Genomic DNA, 18,854 nt, shown 5'->3' with positions numbered 1-18,854 from the left:
CCGGCCGTTGGCCGGCCCACGCACCGTCAGGGGGCGACCGGAATCCGCAACGCGTCACCCGCCGGGGCGGGAATCGCCTGCATCTGTCCGCCACCGTGCTTCAGCCACTGGGCCAGGTCACGCGGGGTCAGCGGACGCGAATACAGGTAGCCCTGGATCTCATCGCAGCCCTGGCGGCGCAGCATCGCTTCTTCCTGCTCGGTTTCCACGCCTTCGGCCACCACTTTCATGCCCAGGGCGTGGCCCAGGTGCACGATGGCCTGGGTGACCTCGGCGGTACCGGCATCGTGGAGCATGCCCTGCACGAAGCTGCGGTCGATCTTCAGGCGGCCCACCGGGAAACGGTTGAGGTAGTGCAGGTTGGAGAAGCCGGTACCGAAATCGTCTACCGCCAAGGGCACGCCGTGCCGCTCCAGCACATCAAAACAATGCCGCAGCACGTCGGTGTCGCGGATCAGCGCCGATTCGGTCAGCTCCAGTTCCAGCCGCTGCGGTGCCCAGCCATGGGCGTGGCAGATGTCGATCACCCGCTCGGCAAAGCCGCGGTCGCGCAGCTGCACGGCCGATACGTTCACCGCGATCCGGTCGAACACCAGCCCTGCCCGGTCCCAGGCGGCTGCCTGGCGGCAGGCTTCGGCCAGCACCCAGTCGCCGATGCGCACGATCTCGCCGCACTTCTCGGCAATGGGAATGAACTCGGCTGGACTGCAGTAGCCAATCCCCGGGCGGTGCCAGCGCAGCAGCGCCTCGATGGCCGGCGGCTGGTCCTGCGCGGCATGCAGCAGCGGCTGGTAGGCCAGGCTGAATTCTTCGCGCTCGATGGCACCCAGCAGCGCGTGCTCGATCTCCAACTTGCGCTGGATCCGCAGCAACGCGTCCTGGCTGTAGTACTGGTAGGTATTGCGGCCCGCTTCCTTGGCGGCATACATGGCCGCATCGGCTGCGCGCAGCAGGGAATCGAAATCGGTGCGTCCTTCGTCGAGCATCGCAATGCCTACGCTGGCGCCCACCTTCAAGGTGGTGTCACCGCGCTGCAGCGGCTCGGCCAGCGATGCGATCAGCTTGCGCGCCACGTGCCCGGCATCTTCCGGATCGGCCAGGTCGCGCAGCACCACGATGAACTCATCGCCGCTGAAGCGCCCGAACAGGTCGGCGTTGCGCAGGTTCTGGTGTAGCCGCGCCGCCGCTGCCTTGAGCAGCGCATCGCCGGTGGCGTGGCCGAAGGTGTCGTTGATGGTCTTGAAACCATCCAGGTCGATGAACAGCATCGCCAACGGCGCGCCGCGATCGCGCGCTTCCTCGATGGCGTCGGCGGTCTGCTCGCGCAGGAGCATGCGGTTGGGCAGGCCGGTGAGCAGGTCATAATGGGCCAGCAGCTCGATCCGCTCGTTGGCTTCGCGTTCGCGGGTGATGTCACGGAACAGCACCACGAAGCGGGTTGGCAGGCCGTCGCGATGATCCAGCTCGACCAGCACCTGCACCCAGACGCGCAGCCCGGACTGGCGGTAGAAGCACAGGTCCAGCTGTTCGGGCAGGCCGCCGGCGGCAATGCGCGCCAGTGCGGCCTCGAACGCATCGCGCGAATCCTGCGTGTACAGCGCCAGCGCCTGGTCCAGGGTGATCGGTTCCTTGCGCAGCCCGTGGATGCGGTAGCACTCCTCGGTCCACTGCATGTGGCGGGTGGCCACGTCGATCTCGCAACCGCCGATCCTGCCCAGCGCAGAGACCCGGTTCAGCAGCTCGGTCCGCCAGCGGATGAGCGCATCGGTCTGGTGCTGTTCGGTGATGTTCTGGACCTGGCCGAGCAGGCGCTGGATGCGCCCGTCCGGGCCCAGCAGCGGCTGCATCCACAATCGCAGGTGCAGCGCGCTGTCGTTCCCGCGCGGCAGCTCCAGCGCCAGCGTGCTGGGCTTGCCATCGCGCAGCATGCGCCGCCAGGCCTGCCGCAGCAGGCCGCGCGAACGCGGTTCCAGCAGGCGCAGCCAGTGCCGGCGACTGCTCAACGGGGCATCGCCCACGCCGAGCAGCGCCCGGAACTCCGGCGACCACCAGAACTGGCGGCTGTCCGGGTCCCACGACCAGCTGCCCATGCTGGCGATGCGCTGCGCCTCGCGCAGGTGTACCTGCTGCTCCAGCAGCAGGGCTTCCATCTGTTTCTGTGCCTGGATGTCGGTGTGGGTGCCGACCATGCGCAGCGGCTGTCCGTCGACGGTACGGGCCACCACGCGGCCGCGATCGAGCACCCAGCGCCACTCGCCTTCGGGATGGCGCAGGCGGTACTGGGCGGTGTACACCTCGCCTTCGCCGCGCAGGTGCGCGTCCAGCGCCGCGCGCACCGCGGCCTGGTCATCGGGATGCACAGGCGCCAGCAACGTCTGGCCGGCGTCCGCCGCCGCGTGTTCGTCCATGCCAGCCGGCACGTCATGCCAGCGCTGCGAACGGGTCACCGCGTCGCTGGGCAGGTCCCAGTCCCACAAGCCGTGTCCGGCGTGGTCCAGCGCCACTTCCCAGCGGCTGCCCGCGTAGGCGGCCACCGGTTCGGGCACGCTCAGGGTGAAGGCCAGCAGGTTGCCGTCGGCGTCGTGCACGGCGCGCATCCAGCCATCGAAGCGTCCACGGGGCCCACCCGGCAGCTGGCAGGGCACCAGGCCGCCATCGGCGGCCAGCAGCCGCAGGTCTTCCAGCAGCTCGCCGTAGGCCGCCACGGTAGCCGGCAACCCATGTTCGCGCGCGGCCGGATTGGCGGCGAGCGGGCGCCCGGTCCGGTCCAGGATGACCAGGGCCGAGGCCAGGGGGTGCTGCAGCAGACTCGCGATGATGCCTTGGTCCACGCGGTATGACTCCGATAACGCACCCGACAGCCGGGAACGCAATCGTTAGCGGCTGTTCTGGTCGATAGTTGAGCCTCGCGTGCGCCCGGGGTGTCCCAGCCACTACTATGGACCGCCCACCCAACCCCTTCCCGTCGCGCCCCATGCCTGTCGTCCCGCCCGGCCCGCCCGCACCGCACCGTCGTGACCACCCGCTCGCCCAGGCCCTGCGCCGCGATCGCTGGCGGGTGGTGCTCGGCTATCTGGTGCTGGCGCTGGTGTGGATCCTTTGCAGCGACGCCGCCGTGCAGGTGCTCACCGCCGACCTGGCCACGGCCGCGCGCTGGCAGACCGCCAAAGGGGCGTTCTTCGTCATTCTCAGCGGCGCGCTGATCTACCTGCTGCTGCGCCCGCTCGCCCACCACGTGCTGCAGACCCACGCGAAGCTGGAGCACTCCGAGCAGCGCCACCGGCAGCTGTTCGAGGGCAACCCCGGGCCGATCCTGGTGTACGACCTGGACACGCTGGAGATCCTGGACGTCAACCCGGCCGCGTGCAGCCTGTTCGGCTGGACGCGCGAGGAGTTCACGGCCCTGCCGATGACCGCGCTGTGGCCACCGGGCGACGAAGCAGTCCTGGCCGCCAAGCTTGAGCAGATCCGGGCCCAGCCGGACCAGCTGTGCGTGCTTACCGCCGACCTGCTGTTGAAGGACGGCAGCCCGCGGCGGATCGAAATGCGCAGCAACTACCTCGATTACGCCGGCCGCCCGGCGCGGCTGCTGATCGCCATCGACCGGACCCGCGAAGACCAGGCGCTGCGCCGCCGCGACCAGGCCCTGGCCCGTGTCGAGGAAGCCCATGAAATGGCCCGTATCGGCGCGTGGGAAGTCGACCCCGCCACGGGTATGGGCCAGTACTCCAACCAGGTCTACCACCTGCTGGGCCGGCGCCCACCGGAAGCGCGGCGCTGGCACCGCTTCGACGAGCTGCTGGTGCCGGCCGATCCGTCCACTGCCGCACTGAGCGAACAGCTGCTGCAGGACATGCGGGGTGAGCAGGTGCAGATCGACGTACTGCTGCCGCTGCTGGCCATGGACGGTCGCGCCTTGATGGTCCACCTGCGCGCCGAGAGCGGCACCGACGACGCCGGGCGCCCGCGCGTGCTGGGCACCCTGCAGGATGTCACCGAGCGCGAACACTCGCGGCGCCTGCTGCGCGAGCGTGAGGAGCAGTTCCGCGAACTGGTCCGGGTGCTGCCCGACGGCGTGGTGATCCTCTCCGACGAACACGTGCTGTATGCCAATGCCTGCGCCGCGGCCCAGTTCGGCTACGGGCAACATACGCTGCTGGGCGAGCCGCTGTCGGCGCTGGTCGCCGCCACCGACCTGTCCCGGGTCCGCGCGCAGCTGTTCGCCACCATTCCCCTGCCCAGCAGCGGCAGTGAAGTCATCGGCATGCGCCGGCTGGACGGCGAAGGTTTCCAGGCCGGCCTGGCGGTGGGCGAGGTCCGTTACGGCGGGCGCAACTGCAAGCTGTTGATCGTGCGCGACCTGAGCGAGCCCGAGCGCATCCGCGAGGCGCTGGAAACCAGCAACCGCGAGCTGCAGGCCATGGCCGGGCGCCTGTTCTCGCTGCAGGAAGACGAGCGCCGCGCGATCTCGCGCGACCTCCACGACGATATCGGCCAGGCCATCACCGCCATGAAGCTGTCGGCGTATGCGGCACAGGATGAAGCCGATCCGCAACGGCGCGGCGAAGACCTGGAGCAGATCATCCAGCTGGCCGACACCACGGTGGGCAAGCTGCGCGACATCTCCACCCTGCTGCGCCCGCCGCAGCTGGACGCACTGGGCCTGGAGGCGGCGTTGCGCTGGCAGGCCGGGGTGCTGTTCCGTTCCTCGCCGATCGAACTGCTGGCCGACATCGCGGCGCTGCCGCGACGGCCGCAGGGTGAGATCGAGCAGGCCTGTTTCCGCATCGCCCAGGAAAGCCTGACCAATGTGCTGCGCCATGCGCGCGCCAGCCAGGTGCACCTGACGCTGCAGGACGTGCAGGACCATGGCCTGCACCTGCAGGTGCGCGATGACGGCGAGGGTTTCGACCCCGACGGCCCGCGCGGGCTGGGCCTGATCGTCATGCGCGAACGCGCGCAGAGCGCCGGCGGCACCCTCAAGATCGAGTCGGCGCATGGCGCCGGCACCCTGGTCGACCTGTTCCTGCCTTACCGCAGCGATGGCGTGGCCACCCCCGATACCGTGGAATATTGAGTGATGTGGAACCCTTCCCTGCCCCTGGTCAGCATCGAGGACGCGCCGCCCCGGCTGGGTGCCGGCAATCCTGCGCTGCAGGCGATGGTGGCCGAGGCCGCCTCCGGTGGCACGCCGTTGATGCTGATGCACGTGGATATCGACCACTTCGCGTCGGTCAACGAGAACATGAGCGCCGAGGTCGGCGATCAGGCGCTGGTGCTGGTGGCCCAGCGCCTGCAGCACCACCTGCGCGGGCGCGGCAAGCTGTGGCGGCATGGCAGCGATGAGTTCCTGATCGCGGTACCGCGCACTGCCGACCTGCCGCTGCCGGACGACCTGGCCGAAGAGATCCGGCAGCAGCTGGAGCTGCCGCTCTCGGTGCTGCCGTATACGCTGTTCATGACCGGCAAGCTCGGCGTCAGCCTGTGTCCGGAGCATGCGACAGAGACCTCGCGCCTGCTCGACCATGCCGAGGACGCGCTGTACCAGGCCGCCCGCGAGGGCGGCAATGCCGTGCGCATCCACGCGGTCAATACCCCGTCCAGCGCGCACAGCGAGAGCATCATCGCGCGCCAGATCGTGGACGCCATTCCCAATGGCGAGCTGAAGCTGCGCTACCAGCCGCTGGTGAGCGCCCGCGATGGCCATGTGGTCGGGATGGAGGCGCTGCTGCGCTGGCAGTCACCGACGCTGGGCATGCTGGTGCCGGAGCGTTTCATGCGCACCGCCGAGCGGCTGGGCATCATCGTGCAGATCGGCACGTGGGTGCTGGAGGGCGCACTGAAGCAGGCCAGGCTCTGGCGGGACCTGGGCTTCGATGACTTCACCATCGCGGTGAACGTGTCGACGCTGCAGCTGCTGCGCCCGAACTTCTTCGGTGAGGTGATGGCGCTGATGCAGACCGCCGGCGTGCCGGCGCAGATGCTCACGCTGGAAATCAACGAAAGTGCGCTGACCAACAACGTCAATTTCGTGCACGAAACGCTGGTGAACCTGCGCAATGAAGGCATCAGCCTTAGCCTGGACAACTTCGGCACCGGCGATTCCAGCCTGAGCGCGCTGGTGCGCTACCCGGTGGACAAGCTGAAGATCGACCGCAGCTTCATCAAGAGCGCGCCGGCCGGAAACCGCGAGGCGGCCATTGCGCGCGCGATCATCGCCATGGGCCACCAGCTGGGCATGACGGTGATCGCCAACGGGGTGGAGTCGCAGGCGCAGCTGGGCTTCCTGCGCCGCAATGACTGCGACGTGTTCCAGGGGTACCTGTTCGGCGAGCCGATGTCGGCCGACGCGGCGGGCATGACCCTGCGCCGGCGCTACCTGCGCCCGGAAGCGTTCGCCGAAACCCGCCCGGACCGCACGCTGCTGCTGCTGGACGACGAGGAGAACGTGCTGCGTTCGCTGGTGCGCCTGTTCCGCCGCGATGGCTACCGGATCCTGGCGGCGGGCAACGTGCGCGATGCGTTCGACCTGCTGGCGATCAACGACGTGCAGGTGATCCTGTCGGACCAGCGCATGAGCGACATGAGCGGCACGGAGTTCCTGGGCCGGGTGAAGATGCTGTACCCGGACACGATCCGGCTGGTCCTTTCGGGCTACACCGACCTCAACACGGTGACCGACGCGATCAACCGCGGCGCGATCTACCGCTTCCTGACCAAGCCCTGGAACGACGACGAGCTGCGCAAGCACATCCACCAGGCGTTCCGCACGCACGAAGAGCAACGGCGCGCCAACACCTCACAACCGGTTGCTATACCGGCGCCTGAAGGCGATTGAGAGCAGCGTGTCCGTTGCTACGTGCTGGGGAGGGCGACGGGCAGCCCACTCCGGGACACGCCGTAAACCGCCCTCCGGGCCCCGGCCCAGCCGCCAGCGGCTGTGCGTTCAGTCGCACGCGAGGCAGTGCCTCGCAAGCAGTGCGCCTTCACCCTTGGGGGCTTGGCAAAAACATCCATGTTTTTGACAGTCCCTCCGTGGGCTACCCGCCGCCCTCCCCCGACAGTTGGTCGCGGGCGGAAACAAACGGCAGGCACACCCTGCGCTGGTAGAGTCGGTTCCCAAACGACTGCCGTGAACCCAGCAACGCGCGGTAACGCATGAAAATGATCGGGACTACGCTTTAGCGCGGTTGCTTGATCGGCAACACCAACCGGAATCGCGAACCCACGCCCGGGGTGCTGTCCAGGTCGATCCGCCCGTGGTGTTTGTTGATGATGCTGTACGAAATCGACAGCCCCAGCCCGGTGCCGCTGCCCACCGGCTTGGTGGTGAAGAACGGGTCGAAGATGCGCTGGCGCAGGTCCGGCGAAATGCCGCCACCGGTGTCTTCGAATTCCACCCAGACGTAGTCGCCGTCCACGCCGGTGCGCACGGTGATGGTGCCGCGCTCGGCGATGGCGTGGCCGGCATTGAGCAGCAGGTTCATGTAGACCTGGTTGAGCTCGGACGGCAGGCATTCCACCAGCGGCAGCTGGCCGAACTCGCGGTGCAGCGTCACCTTGTACTTGAGCTCGTTCCAGATGATGTTGATCGTGGACTCAAGACCCGAGTGCAGGTCGACCAGCTTCCACGATTCGTCGCGGCCCGAGTAGGAGAAGTCCTTCAGGTCACGCACGATCCGGGTGACCCGCTCGATGCCTTCGCGTGATTCGGCCATCAGCTGCGGCAGGTCGCGGCTGATGAAATCGATGTCGAAGCGGTTGCGGATATCGTCGATTTCGGGAATCAGCGCCTTCGGGTCCGGCGCGCGCAGTGCCCGCTCGTAGGCTTCGATCACGGTGAACAGGCTGCGCAGGTATTCCTGCAGGCTGCCCAGGTTGGAGTGCACGTAGCCGATGGGATTGTTGATCTCGTGCGCGACGCCGGCGGCGAGCTGGCCGATGGAGGCCATCTTTTCCGACTGCAGCAGTTTTTCCTGGGTGCCGTTGAGGCGCAGGTAGGCCTGCCGCAGCTCGGCGTGGCGCTGCTGCAGCTCGCGTTCGTAGTCTTCCTGGCCTTCGATGCGACGGAACAGCGCCAGGTAATGAAGCCTGCCGGCGTCTTCCTGCTGGTAGACATGCGCGATGACCATGCGTTCGCCCACGGGCAGGCTGCCGTTCCAGTGGCCGTGCAGGCGCGCATGCTCCAGCGCATCGGGCGGCAGCAGCTGGCGCAGCCATTGCGCGGGATCCACGCCGGCATCGATCTCGGCCTGGCCGAGCATGCCGCGCACGGCGGCGTTGGCCACGGCCACGCTGCCGTCATCACGGAACAGGAGCACGCCTTCGTTGATGCGCTCGAACAGCGCAAGCAGAACCGGCTGCGGCGGCAGCGGTGCGGTGACAAAAGTGGTGGGCGCGGTCACGGTCACATCGGGGCAGTCGAAACAGGTGCCCACTATATCCGTGTTGGCGCCTAGGCGACGGCCAGCGGCCTGCGCGTGTGCAGGGTGTTGGCCTGGCCCTTGGCGTCGTACGCCGAGGAGGCTTCGCTGCGGCCCAGCTGGCGCAGTGCCCAGTTGACCTCGCGGCGGCGGCGCGCCAGCAGCACGCCGTTGGCGCGGTTGCGCTCGGCCAGCTCCTGCAGGCGTTCGTTCTGCCCCACCGGCAACACCTGCTCCAGCGCACGCAGCGCATCGAGCTTGGCGCTGGTGGCGCGGATCAGGGACTGGACGTCATGCTCCACCAAGGCCTGGCGTTCGACGTCCAAGGCATCGCTGAGGCGCTGCAATGGCTCGCTCATGGCCAGCTTCATTTCTGCAGCTGCTGGTCCAGCTCAAGCATGCGCGAGGCGATCGCGTCCGGATTGATCTTGTAGGTGCCGTTCTGCAGCGACTCGCGCACGGCCTGCACGCGGCCGGCATCGATCGCCGGGGCGGTGCTCAGTTCGCGCTGCAGCGCCTGCAGGCTGGTGGCCTCGCCGGTCAGCTTCAGGCTGTCGGCCGCTTCCACCGGCCGCGCCGGGGCATCGGTGCTCACGCTGGGCTTGTTACCCGGCGCAATGCTGCGCAGATGGGCGGTCGCCTGCAGGTTGCCGTCGATTTTCTGGCTCATGGGTTGTCCTGGGAGTTACGGTTCACAAGGGATAACGGCACGGGGGCCGGCATCTTTAGGAGATTTTGCGTGCTGGAGTGGTCAGCGCGTCACAAAAACGTCGCCGCTGGCCGCCACCGTGCCCTGGACCACCTTGCGTGACGACAGATTTTCCACGGATACGCGTTCATTTTCACCTGCATCGGCCAGAGCCTTCCCCGCCACCCGGACTTCGACCCCACCAAAACGCGAGACCAGGGCAACGCTGTCGCCGCGGCGGATGAGACGCTGGGCGACCAGGTCGTTGGCCGACAGCAGGCTGCCGGCACTCAGCGTACGCCGCGCCACCCGCCCCACCGCCACGGCCGGGTCGGCCAGGGCGGCACCGGCAATGCGGGCCACGTCTCGCTGTGCCGTGGTGATATCGGCCACCCCCAGCGTTTCTCCAGCGGCAATGCCCCGATTGAGGATCAGCACGGTCTGGTTGCGGCGCACCTTCACCGGTACGAACAGGCGCCAGCCACCCGCGTCGGGGCAGCTGACCTCCACGGTGCTGGTGCCGGTGGGCTGGGCGCGCAGGTCCTGGCCGCAGGCCGGCAGGCGCAGCGCCGAATCCAGGGTGGTGTCGCCTTCGCTGCCCGCCGGCAACGTGGACAGCGCGGCGGCGCGGATGCTGTCCACCGGCTGCCAGCCGCCAGCGGCCTGGGCGTGCGGGGACGCACCGGCCAACGCGATCAGCGCGACAACTATAGGAAGGATACGCATGGCGGCTCCGGGGCAAGGCACATGCGCAGCACCCTGCAAGGGCCGTGCCGTTCATGCACGGCGCGCGGCGCTCAAGTGATTGCCAATGCCGCCGATACATCCCCCATGTCACATGACCTGCTCAACCGCATCGACCAGCGCACGCGCCTGGCGGGCCACAACCGCCTGGCCCTGCTGCTGTTCCGCCTTGGCGGACGTCAGCTTTTTGGCGTCAACGTGTTCAAGGTGCAGGAAGTCCTGCGCCGGCCGGACCTGTTCCAGGTACCCGGGCTGCCCAGCCAGTTCGCCGGCGTGGCCGACGTGCGCGGCCGCTCGGTACCGGTGCTGGACCTGGGCCTGGCGATCGGCCACCCCGAGCGCGAGCCGGACGCCGACAAGTCGCCGGGCTACCTGGTGGTGACCGAATTCAACCGCTCGATCCAGGGCTTCCTGGTCAGCGGCGTGGAGCGCATCGTCAACATCGCGGTCGAAGACATCCACCCGCCGCCGGAACTGGGCGCCGAATCGAGCTACCTGACCGCCGTCACCCGCTTCCAGGGTGAGCTGATCCAGGTGATCGACGTGGAAAGCGTGCTGGCCGACATCGCCCAGGTGCGTGGCGAGGCCGTGCTGGACCCCTCGATGGCGCTGCCGGCCGACGCCCCGCAGCTGCAGGTGCTGGTGGTGGACGACTCGCGGGTTGCCCGCCAGCAGATCCGCAGCGTGCTGGACCAGCTGGGCGTGGGCGCCACCCTGCTCTCGGACGGCAAGCAGGCGCTGGACCATCTGCTGCAGATCCACGCCGCCGGCGAAAACCCGGCCGAGCGTTATGCCATGGTCATTTCGGACATCGAAATGCCGGCCATGGACGGCTACACCCTGACGACGGAAATCCGTCGCCACCCGGGCCTGGCCGGCCTGTACGTGCTGCTTCACACCTCCCTCTCGGGCGTATTCAACAACGCCATGGTCGAGCGGGTCGGCGCCAACGCCTTCGTGGCCAAGTATTCCCCACACGAACTGGCCGATTTCGTGCTGGATCGCCTCCGGAAGGTCGCCCTGGCGGCCTGACCGGCCGTTGACCTTGGTTGATTGATCCGGACCCCAATGGGCCCGTATGAATTCGTAGCCCCGGCCGTTGGCCGGACACCGCGCGCAGCGCGGCCAAAGGGTCCGGAGCCTGACAGGCTGTCGGTCGGGACCGTACGTCCGGGTGTGCAACCAGAACGAAACCGTGTATCAGGCGACATGAGCGCCTGACGGGCGGCTTCGGAACCTCTAAACGCCGGGATGTTGGCCGCGAGCGATAACCCGCCGGCTTCGGACGCTTGGGCCGCGCTGCGCGCGGTTTCCGGCCAACGGCCGGGGCTACGAATTTTTGCGGGCCCATTGGGATCCCGACCAATCAACCGAGGCCTTCGGTTCGGCGCGGTTGCACGTCCCCGTTCTGGCACGGCCCTTGCAACCTCCCCCACATCGTCCCGTGGGAGAGCGCCATGCCCAACCTGATTTCCGACTATCTGGGTGTCCATGCCCAGGCCATGCCGTTGCGCGAGCAGCGGATGAAGCTGATTGCCAGCAACCTGAGCAATGCCGATACCCCCGGGTACAAGGCCCAGGACCTGGACTTCGATGCCGCCCTGCGCAACGCCCAGGGTGCCGACAGCAACGGGCTCATGCGGACCACCAATGAGCAGCACTTCAGCATCGGCGGTGGGCTCAACCCGTTCCAGATCACCAAGGAAGGCGTGCAGCCGAGCATCGACGGCAACACCGTCGATCCCGATGCCGAGCGCGCCGCCTATGGCCGCGCCGCGCTGGAATACCGCGCCTCGCTGAGCTTCGTCGAATCCAAGGTGCGCTCCATGCTCACCGCAATCACGGGGCAATAAGCCATGAGCAACCTGCCCATCTTCGATATCGCCGGCTCCGCGCTGCAGGCCCAGTCCGTGCGCATGAGCACGCTGGCCTCCAACCTGTCCAACGCCGACACCGTCGCCGGCTCGGCCGATGCCGTGTACAAGCCGCTCGAACCGATCTTCCAGTCGGTCACCAGCCGCACCGACCCGAACATCACCACCGTCCAGGTCAAGGAAATCAGCCAGAGCAACGCCGCGCCGATCAAGCGCTACGAGCCCGGCCACCCCCTGGCCGATGGCGATGGCTACATCTACCAGCCCGATGTCGACCCCGTCGCCCAGATGGTCAACCTGATCTCGACCTCGCGCAATTACCAGGCCGGCGTGGAGATGCTCACCACCGCCAAGGAACTGGCGCTGGCCACCCTGACCATGGGTCGCTGACCCTTCTTATTGCAGGACATACCGTCATGAGCAGCACCAGCGGCGTCGGCAACACCGACATCTACAGCGCCTTGGGCCTGAACGCACCCAACAGCAGCACCACCAAGAAGAAGGACACCCTGGACCAGGCCGACTTCCTGCGCCTGATGACCGAGCAGCTGCAGCACCAGGATCCGCTCAAGCCCATGGACAACACCCAGATGGTGGCGCAGATGGCGCAGCTGTCGCAGGTGCAGGGCATCAATGACCTCAACAGCACCGTCCAAGGCTTCCAGGAATCGATGGCCGGCGACCAGGTCCTGCGCGGCGCGGCGCTGGTCGGCCATGACGTACTTGTGCCCTCCACCAAGTGGCAGCTGGAAACCGAAGGCGATACCAGCGGCATGGTCGCTGCGCCCGGCGCCGGCTACGTCACCGTGGACATCACCGACGCCAACGGCGTGAAGGTGACCCAGCTCAGCGTGGAAGCCAAGGAAGCCGGCGAAGTGACCTTCAACTGGGATGGCAAGGATGCCAACGGCAACCGCATGGCCGCCGGCAGCTACACCATCGCCGCCACCCACACCGACAGCGCCGGTACCCAGACCAAGATCAACACCTACGTCGAAGCACCGGTGGAAAGCGTCACCGTCGGCTCGGACGGCCTCTACCTCAACCTCAAGGGCCTGGGCACGGCCCCGATCGACTACGTGCTGCGCGTCAGCTGAGTCCCTTCGTCACGCATCCAAGGAGAATCCCATGGGCTTCAACATCTCGCTGTCCGGCATCAATGCCGCCAATGCCGACCTGAACGTCACCGCGAACAACATCGCCAACGTCAACACCACCGGCTTCAAGGAATCGCGCGCCGAGTTCGCCGACCTGTTCTCGGCCACCAGCTATGGCCTGTCAAAGAATGCAGTGGGTTCGGGCGTGCGCCTGACCAACGTGGCCCAGCAGTTCTCGCAGGGCAACAACGAGCAGACCGGGCGCAGCCTGGACATGGCGATCTCCGGCGAAGGCTTCTTCACCATGAGCATGAACGGCGCCCGCGTGTACTCGCGCGCCGGCAACTTCCAGACCGACCAGGCCGGCTACGTGACCAACCCGCAGGGTGCGCGCCTGCAGGTGTTCGCGCCCAACGCCGACGGCACCAGCTTCGACAGCGGCCGCCTGACCGACCTGCAGCTGCTCACCACCGACAGCCCGCCCAAGCAGACCGGCAAGGTCAACGTGGCGTTCACCCTGCCGGCCAACGCCAAGCAGCCGACCCTGGCCACGTTCGACCCGACCGATTCCAACAGCTACAACCAGTCCACCGGCGGCATCACCGTGTACGACTCGCTGGGCGTGAGCCACACCCAGACCTCGTACTTCGTCAAGACGGCCACCGCCAACGAATGGCAGGTCTACAACTACGTCGATGGCCAGGCCGTGGGCACCCCGACCACGCTGACCTTCAACGATGCCGGCGCGCTGACCACCCCGGCCAACGGCCAGATCGTGATGGACCCGTTCACCCCGACCACCGGCGCTGGCACCCTGGCGATGACCCTGGATGTCACCGGGTCCACCCAGTACGGCGAGAAGTTCGCGCTGCGCAACACCCAGCAGGACGGCTACGCCGCCGGCAAGCTCAACGAGATCACCGTGTCCGAAGAGGGCGTGGTCTATGCCCGCTACACCAACGGCGACGACAAGCCGCTGGGCCAGGTCGCGCTCACCACCTTCAACAACTCGCAGGGCCTGGAAGCCAAGGGCAACAACCTGTGGGTGGAAACCTTCAGCTCCGGCACGCCGCGTACCGGCGCGCCCGACAGCTCCAACCTGGGCAAGGTACAGGCCGGTTCGCTGGAAGCCTCCACGGTCGATCTGACCGAGCAGCTGGTGAACATGATCACCGCCCAGCGCAACTTCCAGGCCAACTCGCAGATGGTCTCCACGATGGACCAGATCACCCAGACCATCATCAACATCCGTTGATGAGCCACTGATCGCAGCAGCACGGGAATACAACGATGGACAAGGCGCTCTACGTCGCGATGACCGGTGCACGTGCGTCCCTGCAGGCGCAGGGGACGCTGTCGCACAACCTGGCCAACACCGATACGCCTGGATTCAAGGAAGCCCTCGCCAATACCGAGGCCTTCCCGATCAAGGGTGCCGGCTATGCCTCGCGCGTGGATGCCCTGCACGTGGACGCCGGCTTCAACCGGCGCCAGGGCGCGCAGCACATCACCGGCAACGCGCTGGACCTGTCGCTGGACGCAGGCAACTGGCTGGCCGTGCAGGCGCCGACCGGGGGCGGTGAGGCCTATACCCGCGGTGCATCGCTGTCGATCACGCCCAATGGCCAGCTGGTGACCGCCGGCGGCCATCCGGTGCTGGACGAGAACGGCGCCCCGATCGCGATTCCGCCGCACCAGGCGATGGACATCGGCAACGACGGCACCATCTCGATCATCCCGCAGGGCGAAGGCCCGCAGACCATGGCGGTGATCGGCCGCCTGCGCGTGGTCGCCGCCGAGGATGCGCGGCTGGAGCGCGGGCTGGACGGGTTGATGCGCAACACCGACCCGCAGCAGCCGTTCGTGCAGGCCCAGGGCAAGTCGCTGGACAGTGGCCAGCTCGAAGGCAGCAACGTGGATGCCGCCGGCGCGCTGGTGCAGATGATCCAGCTGCAGCGGCAATACGAAATGCAGGTGAAGGTGATCAAGCACGGCGATGAAAACGCCCGCAGCGCCAACTCCCTGCTGCGCCTGGGCAGCTGACCGGCCGCCCCGACGTAATTCCGGCGCGGTTGTGGCACGCGCCATGCATCAGCCAGGACAACGGCCACCCCGCGTGGCCACCCGCATCAACACAGGAACAAGGCCATGAACCAGGCATTGTGGATCGCCAAGACCGGACTGGATGCGCAGCAGACGCGCATGTCGGTGGTTTCCAACAACCTCGCCAACACCAACACCACCGGCTTCAAGCAGGACCGTGCCAGCTTCGAAGACCTGCTGTACCAGCAGGTACGCCAGCCCGGCGGTTCCTCCTCGGCCCAGACGCAGCTGCCCACCGGCCTGCAGCTGGGTACCGGCGTGCGCGTGGTGGCCACCTCCAAGAACTTCGAACAGGGCAGCCAGCAGCAGACCGGCCGCGCCCTGGACGTGATGGTGAACGGCCGCGGCTTTTTCGAAGTGCAGATGCCCGATGGTTCGTCGGCGTATACCCGCGACGGCTCGTTCCAGCGCAACCAGCAGGGCGAACTGGTCACCAACAGCGGCTATCCGGTGCAGCCGGGCATCCAGATTCCCGAAGGCGCGCAGTCGCTCACCATCGGCACCGACGGCACCATCAGCGTGAAGATGGCCGACGACGCCGCCTCGGTCGAAATCGGCGCGCTGACCCTCACCGACTTCGTCAATCCGGCCGGCCTGCAGGCACGCGGTGAAAACCTGTTCCTGGAAACCACCGCCTCGGGCCCCGCACAGAACGGCAACCCCGGCCTGAACGGCCTGGGCAGCGTGGTGCAGGGTGCGCTGGAAGGCAGCAACGTCAACGTGGTCGAAGAGCTGGTGTCGATGATCGAAACCCAGCGCGCCTACGAAATGAACGCCAAGGCGATCTCCACTACCGACTCCATGCTCGGCTACCTCAACAACAACGTCTGATCGGTTGAACCGGGAACCTGCCATGTCGCCTCTGCGCCCTACCCTTCGCCTGCTGCTCGCCAGCGCCGTGACCGCCCTGCTCGGCGGCTGCGTCATCGCGGGCGATGTGCGCCCGTATCCGGCAATGGCGCCGGTCGTGCCCGTGGTCGCGCCCAGCGCGCCGGCCACCGCCGGGGCGATCTACGCCTCGGGCCCCGGCCTGCAGCTGTATTCGGACCGCCGCGCACGTGATGTCGGCGACCTGCTCACCATCACCCTGACCGAAAGCACCACCGCGCAGACCACCGCCAACACCAGTACCGACAAGGAATCCAACCTCGCGCTGGGCACGCCCACGCTGTTCGGTGCGCCGGTGACGCTGGGCGGCAAGGACATCCTGGGCGCCAGCGCGACCGGCTCGCGCGACTTCACCGGCAAGGGCACCAGCGCGCAGAGCAACCGCCTGCAGGGCAGCGTGACCGTGACCGTGATGCAGCGCCTGCCCAACGGCAACCTGGTCGTGCAGGGGGCCAAGAACCTGCGGCTGAACCAGGGCGACGAACTGGTGCAGGTACAGGGCATCGTGCGCGCGGCGGACATCTTCCCGGACAACACCATTCCCTCCAGCCGCGTGGCCGATGCACGCATCGTGTACGGCGGTCGTGGCCCGGTCGCCCAGTCCAATGCGATGGGCTGGCTGAGTCGTTTCTTCAACTCGGCGCTGGTGCCGTTCTGAGGCTGATGATGAAATTCCTTCTTCGGTTGGTTGTTCAGCCACGCACGGCGTGGCTCTACGCGGTTGTCATCGCCGCTTCCGTTCTGGGTGTTGCGGCGCCTGCCTCGGCTGAGCGGATCAAGGACCTGGCGCAGGTGGGCGGCGTGCGCGGCAATGCGCTGGTCGGCTACGGCCTGGTGGTCGGCCTGGATGGCAGCGGTGACCGCACCAGCCAGGCCCCCTTCACCGTGCAGAGCCTGAAGAACCTGCTGGGCGAGCTGGGAGTGAACGTGCCGGCCAACGTCAATCCGCAGCTGAAGAACGTGGCTGCCGTGGCGATCCACGCCGAGCTGCCGCCGTTCGCCAAACCGGGCCAGCCGATCGACATCACCGTGTCCTCGATCGGCAACGCGGTGTCGCTGCGTGGCGGTTCCCTGCTGATGGCGCCGCTGCGCGGTGCCGATGGCCAGGTCTACGCCATCGCCCAGGGCAACCTGGTGGTGGGCGGCTTCGGCGCACAGGGCAAGGATGGCTCGCGGGTATCGGTCAACGTGCCCAGCGTCGGCCGCATTCCGAACGGTGCCACGGTCGAACGTGCCCTGCCCGACGTGTTCAGCGCTGGCGGCGAGATCACGCTCAACCTGCACAAGAACGACTTCACCACGGTGTCGCGCATGGTCGCCGCGCTGAACAACGCCTTCGGCGATGGCGCCGCGCGCGCCGTGGATGGCGTCACCGTGGCGGTGCAGTCGCCCAATGACCCGGGCGCGCGCATCGGCCTGCTGGCCCGCATTGAAAACCTGGAACTCACCCCCGGCACCGCGCCGGCCAAGGTGGTGGTCAACTCGCGTACCGGCACCGTGGTCATCGGCGCGCAGGTGCGGGTCGGCGCGGCGGCCATCTCGCACGGTTCGCTGACCGTGACGATCAACGAAAACACCAACGTCAGCCAGCCCAATGCCTTCGCCGGTGGCCAGACCGTGGCCACGCCGCAGTCCACCATCACCGCCACCAACGATGGCAGCCGCATGTTCAAGTTCAACGGCGGCAGCACCCTGGATGAGATCGTGCACGCGGTCAATGCCGTGGGCGCCGCCCCGGGTGACCTGATCGCGATCCTGGAAGCGCTCAAGCAGGCCGGCGCGCTGAGCGCCGAACTCGAGGTGATCTGATGCGCATCCAACCGTCACTGGAGCTCAATCCGGCCCAGGCCAACAGCCCGGCCAAGGTCGACAAGGTCGCGCGCCAGCTGGAAGGCCAGTTCGCGCAGATGCTGGTCAAGAGCATGCGCGATGCCAGTTTCGGCGATTCGCTGCTGCCCGGCGAAAACCAGATGTTCCGCGACATGTACGACCAGAAGATCGCCGAAGCGATGACCAAGGGCCGCGGCCTGGGGCTGTCGGCGATGATCTCGCGCCAGCTCGGCGGTGGCGGGACCGACGCTGCCAAGCCCACCGACACCAGCCTGAATCCCGCCGCGGCGCTGCGTGCCTACCGGCTCAACGCGCCGGCTGCCGCGCCGATGGCCCTGCCCGCATCCGGTGCAGCGCCTTCCGCACCAAGCGAAGTCGACCTGCTGCAGCAGCTTGGCGGGCAGGCACCGTCGGCGGTGCTGCAGCCGATGGAGCGTGCGCTGGACCTGATTGCCGGACGTGAAAGCAGCCAGATGCATGAAGCAATCGGCCGCAGCGATCCGTACGGCGCCGCGCCCGCCACCGATACGTCCGGCGAAAACTGGGCAATGGCCGACGACCGTTGGCGCGACGTCGGCACCACCGCCGCCACCACCGGCCCCAGCGCCGTGGATACGCTGGCCGGCAGCACTGCCGCCGCCCAGCTTGGCGCACATACCCCCGAAGGCTTCGTGGCCAGCATCTGGGGCCACGCGCAGCAGGCCGCGCGCGAACTGGGCGTGGATGCCAAGGCGCTGGTCGCCCAGGCCGCGCTGGAAACCGGCTGGGGCCGCAAGCTGGTGCAGCGCAATGGCGGCGGCAGCTCGCACAACCTGTTCGGCATCAAGGCCAGCGGCTGGAGTGGCGAGCGCGCCACCAGCGGCACCCACGAATACGTCGATGGCGTGCGCCGCAATGAAACCGCCAGTTTCCGGGCCTACGGCTCGGTCGGCGACAGCTTTGCCGACTACGTGAAACTGCTCAAGAACAGCCCGCGCTACCAGAACGCGCTGCAGGCCGGCGGCGATGTCCGTGGCTTCGCCCAGGGCCTGCAGAAGGCCGGCTACGCCACCGACCCCAGCTACGCGGCCAAGATCGCCGCGATCGCCGGCGGCCCGACCATCGAGCGCGCCATCGCCGCCGTGGGCGATGCCAGCCAGCGCCTGGGCCGCACCTTTGCCAGCACCGCCAGCCCCGCCGGGCTGGGGGCAATCCGTCGTTGAGGTAA

Annotated in this window: 17 protein-coding genes; 12 read left to right on the top strand and 5 right to left on the bottom strand. The window is 67.7% G+C overall.

Annotated features, from left to right (window positions below; genetic code table 11):
* Positions 1-26 precede the first annotated feature (26 nt).
* The gene (locus SOM39_RS13850) at positions 27-2,831 is read right to left on the bottom strand and encodes a bifunctional diguanylate cyclase/phosphodiesterase (protein WP_320458634.1); all 2,805 of its coding nucleotides are present in this window, start codon (positions 2,829-2,831) and stop codon (positions 27-29) included.
* A gap of 143 nt (positions 2,832-2,974) precedes the next feature.
* Here SOM39_RS13850 and SOM39_RS13845 point away from each other — a divergent pair, with 143 nt between their 5' ends.
* Complete coding sequence (locus SOM39_RS13845; protein WP_068851766.1) at positions 2,975-5,077, top strand: PAS domain S-box protein; 2,103 nt, start codon at positions 2,975-2,977, stop codon at positions 5,075-5,077.
* Between the two features lie 3 nt (positions 5,078-5,080).
* Positions 5,081-6,838: an EAL domain-containing protein gene (locus tag SOM39_RS13840; protein WP_320458633.1), complete on the top strand. Its 1,758-nt coding sequence runs from the start codon at positions 5,081-5,083 to the stop codon at positions 6,836-6,838.
* A gap of 343 nt (positions 6,839-7,181) precedes the next feature.
* Here the strand turns inward: SOM39_RS13840 and SOM39_RS13835 are convergent, their stop codons facing one another.
* The 4 genes from SOM39_RS13835 to flgA form a co-directional block, all read right to left on the bottom strand.
* Positions 7,182-8,411, bottom strand: coding sequence for an ATP-binding protein (locus SOM39_RS13835; protein ID WP_179197305.1), 1,230 nt, complete (start codon positions 8,409-8,411; stop codon positions 7,182-7,184).
* Between the two features lie 44 nt (positions 8,412-8,455).
* Positions 8,456-8,794 (bottom strand): flagellar protein FlgN, encoded by a 339-nt coding sequence (locus SOM39_RS13830; protein WP_093532818.1) that lies wholly within the window; start codon positions 8,792-8,794, stop codon positions 8,456-8,458.
* Positions 8,791-9,093 carry a flagellar biosynthesis anti-sigma factor FlgM gene (flgM, locus tag SOM39_RS13825; RefSeq protein ID WP_068851758.1) on the bottom strand — a complete coding sequence of 101 codons (303 nt, stop codon included), beginning with the start codon at positions 9,091-9,093 and terminating at the stop codon, positions 8,791-8,793. The genes SOM39_RS13830 and flgM overlap by 4 nt, the downstream gene beginning before the upstream one ends.
* A gap of 81 nt (positions 9,094-9,174) precedes the next feature.
* Positions 9,175-9,837, bottom strand: coding sequence for a flagellar basal body P-ring formation chaperone FlgA (gene flgA / locus SOM39_RS13820; protein WP_068851755.1), 663 nt, complete (start codon positions 9,835-9,837; stop codon positions 9,175-9,177).
* Positions 9,838-9,942: 105 nt separating this feature from the next.
* On the opposite strand from flgA, the gene SOM39_RS13815 reads away from it, so the two are divergent.
* The 10 genes from SOM39_RS13815 to flgJ all read left to right on the top strand — a co-directional run bounded on the left by SOM39_RS13815 (position 9,943) and on the right by flgJ (position 18,849).
* Positions 9,943-10,887, top strand: coding sequence for a chemotaxis protein (locus SOM39_RS13815; RefSeq protein ID WP_068851752.1), 945 nt, complete (start codon positions 9,943-9,945; stop codon positions 10,885-10,887).
* Positions 10,888-11,312: 425 nt separating this feature from the next.
* The gene (gene flgB / locus SOM39_RS13810) at positions 11,313-11,708 is read left to right on the top strand and encodes a flagellar basal body rod protein FlgB (RefSeq protein WP_068851748.1); all 396 of its coding nucleotides are present in this window, start codon (positions 11,313-11,315) and stop codon (positions 11,706-11,708) included.
* Between the two features lie 3 nt (positions 11,709-11,711).
* Positions 11,712-12,119, top strand: a complete 408-nt coding sequence (gene flgC, locus SOM39_RS13805; protein ID WP_068851745.1) for a flagellar basal body rod protein FlgC — start codon at positions 11,712-11,714, stop codon at positions 12,117-12,119.
* Positions 12,120-12,145: 26 nt separating this feature from the next.
* Entirely contained in the window at positions 12,146-12,826 is a 681-nt protein-coding gene (locus tag SOM39_RS13800) for a flagellar hook capping FlgD N-terminal domain-containing protein (RefSeq protein ID WP_093532817.1), read from the top strand.
* Positions 12,827-12,857: 31 nt separating this feature from the next.
* Positions 12,858-14,081, top strand: coding sequence for a flagellar hook protein FlgE (flgE, locus tag SOM39_RS13795; RefSeq protein WP_068851739.1), 1,224 nt, complete (start codon positions 12,858-12,860; stop codon positions 14,079-14,081).
* Between the two features lie 35 nt (positions 14,082-14,116).
* Complete coding sequence (locus tag SOM39_RS13790; RefSeq protein ID WP_068851737.1) at positions 14,117-14,869, top strand: flagellar basal body rod protein FlgF; 753 nt, start codon at positions 14,117-14,119, stop codon at positions 14,867-14,869.
* A gap of 105 nt (positions 14,870-14,974) precedes the next feature.
* Positions 14,975-15,760: a flagellar basal-body rod protein FlgG gene (gene flgG / locus SOM39_RS13785; RefSeq protein ID WP_068851734.1), complete on the top strand. Its 786-nt coding sequence runs from the start codon at positions 14,975-14,977 to the stop codon at positions 15,758-15,760.
* Between the two features lie 22 nt (positions 15,761-15,782).
* Entirely contained in the window at positions 15,783-16,475 is a 693-nt protein-coding gene (gene flgH, locus SOM39_RS13780) for a flagellar basal body L-ring protein FlgH (protein ID WP_068851731.1), read from the top strand.
* A gap of 8 nt (positions 16,476-16,483) precedes the next feature.
* Positions 16,484-17,626: a flagellar basal body P-ring protein FlgI gene (locus SOM39_RS13775; RefSeq protein WP_320458632.1), complete on the top strand. Its 1,143-nt coding sequence runs from the start codon at positions 16,484-16,486 to the stop codon at positions 17,624-17,626.
* Positions 17,626-18,849: a flagellar assembly peptidoglycan hydrolase FlgJ gene (gene flgJ, locus SOM39_RS13770; protein WP_320458631.1), complete on the top strand. Its 1,224-nt coding sequence runs from the start codon at positions 17,626-17,628 to the stop codon at positions 18,847-18,849. The genes SOM39_RS13775 and flgJ overlap by 1 nt, the downstream gene beginning before the upstream one ends.
* Positions 18,850-18,854 lie beyond the last annotated feature (5 nt).

It is taken from the genome of Stenotrophomonas sp. CFBP8994 (genome assembly GCF_034044835.1).
Taxonomy (GTDB): domain Bacteria; phylum Pseudomonadota; class Gammaproteobacteria; order Xanthomonadales; family Xanthomonadaceae; genus Stenotrophomonas; species Stenotrophomonas rhizophila_A.
This window is presented reverse-complemented; position numbering and strand designations above follow the sequence as displayed.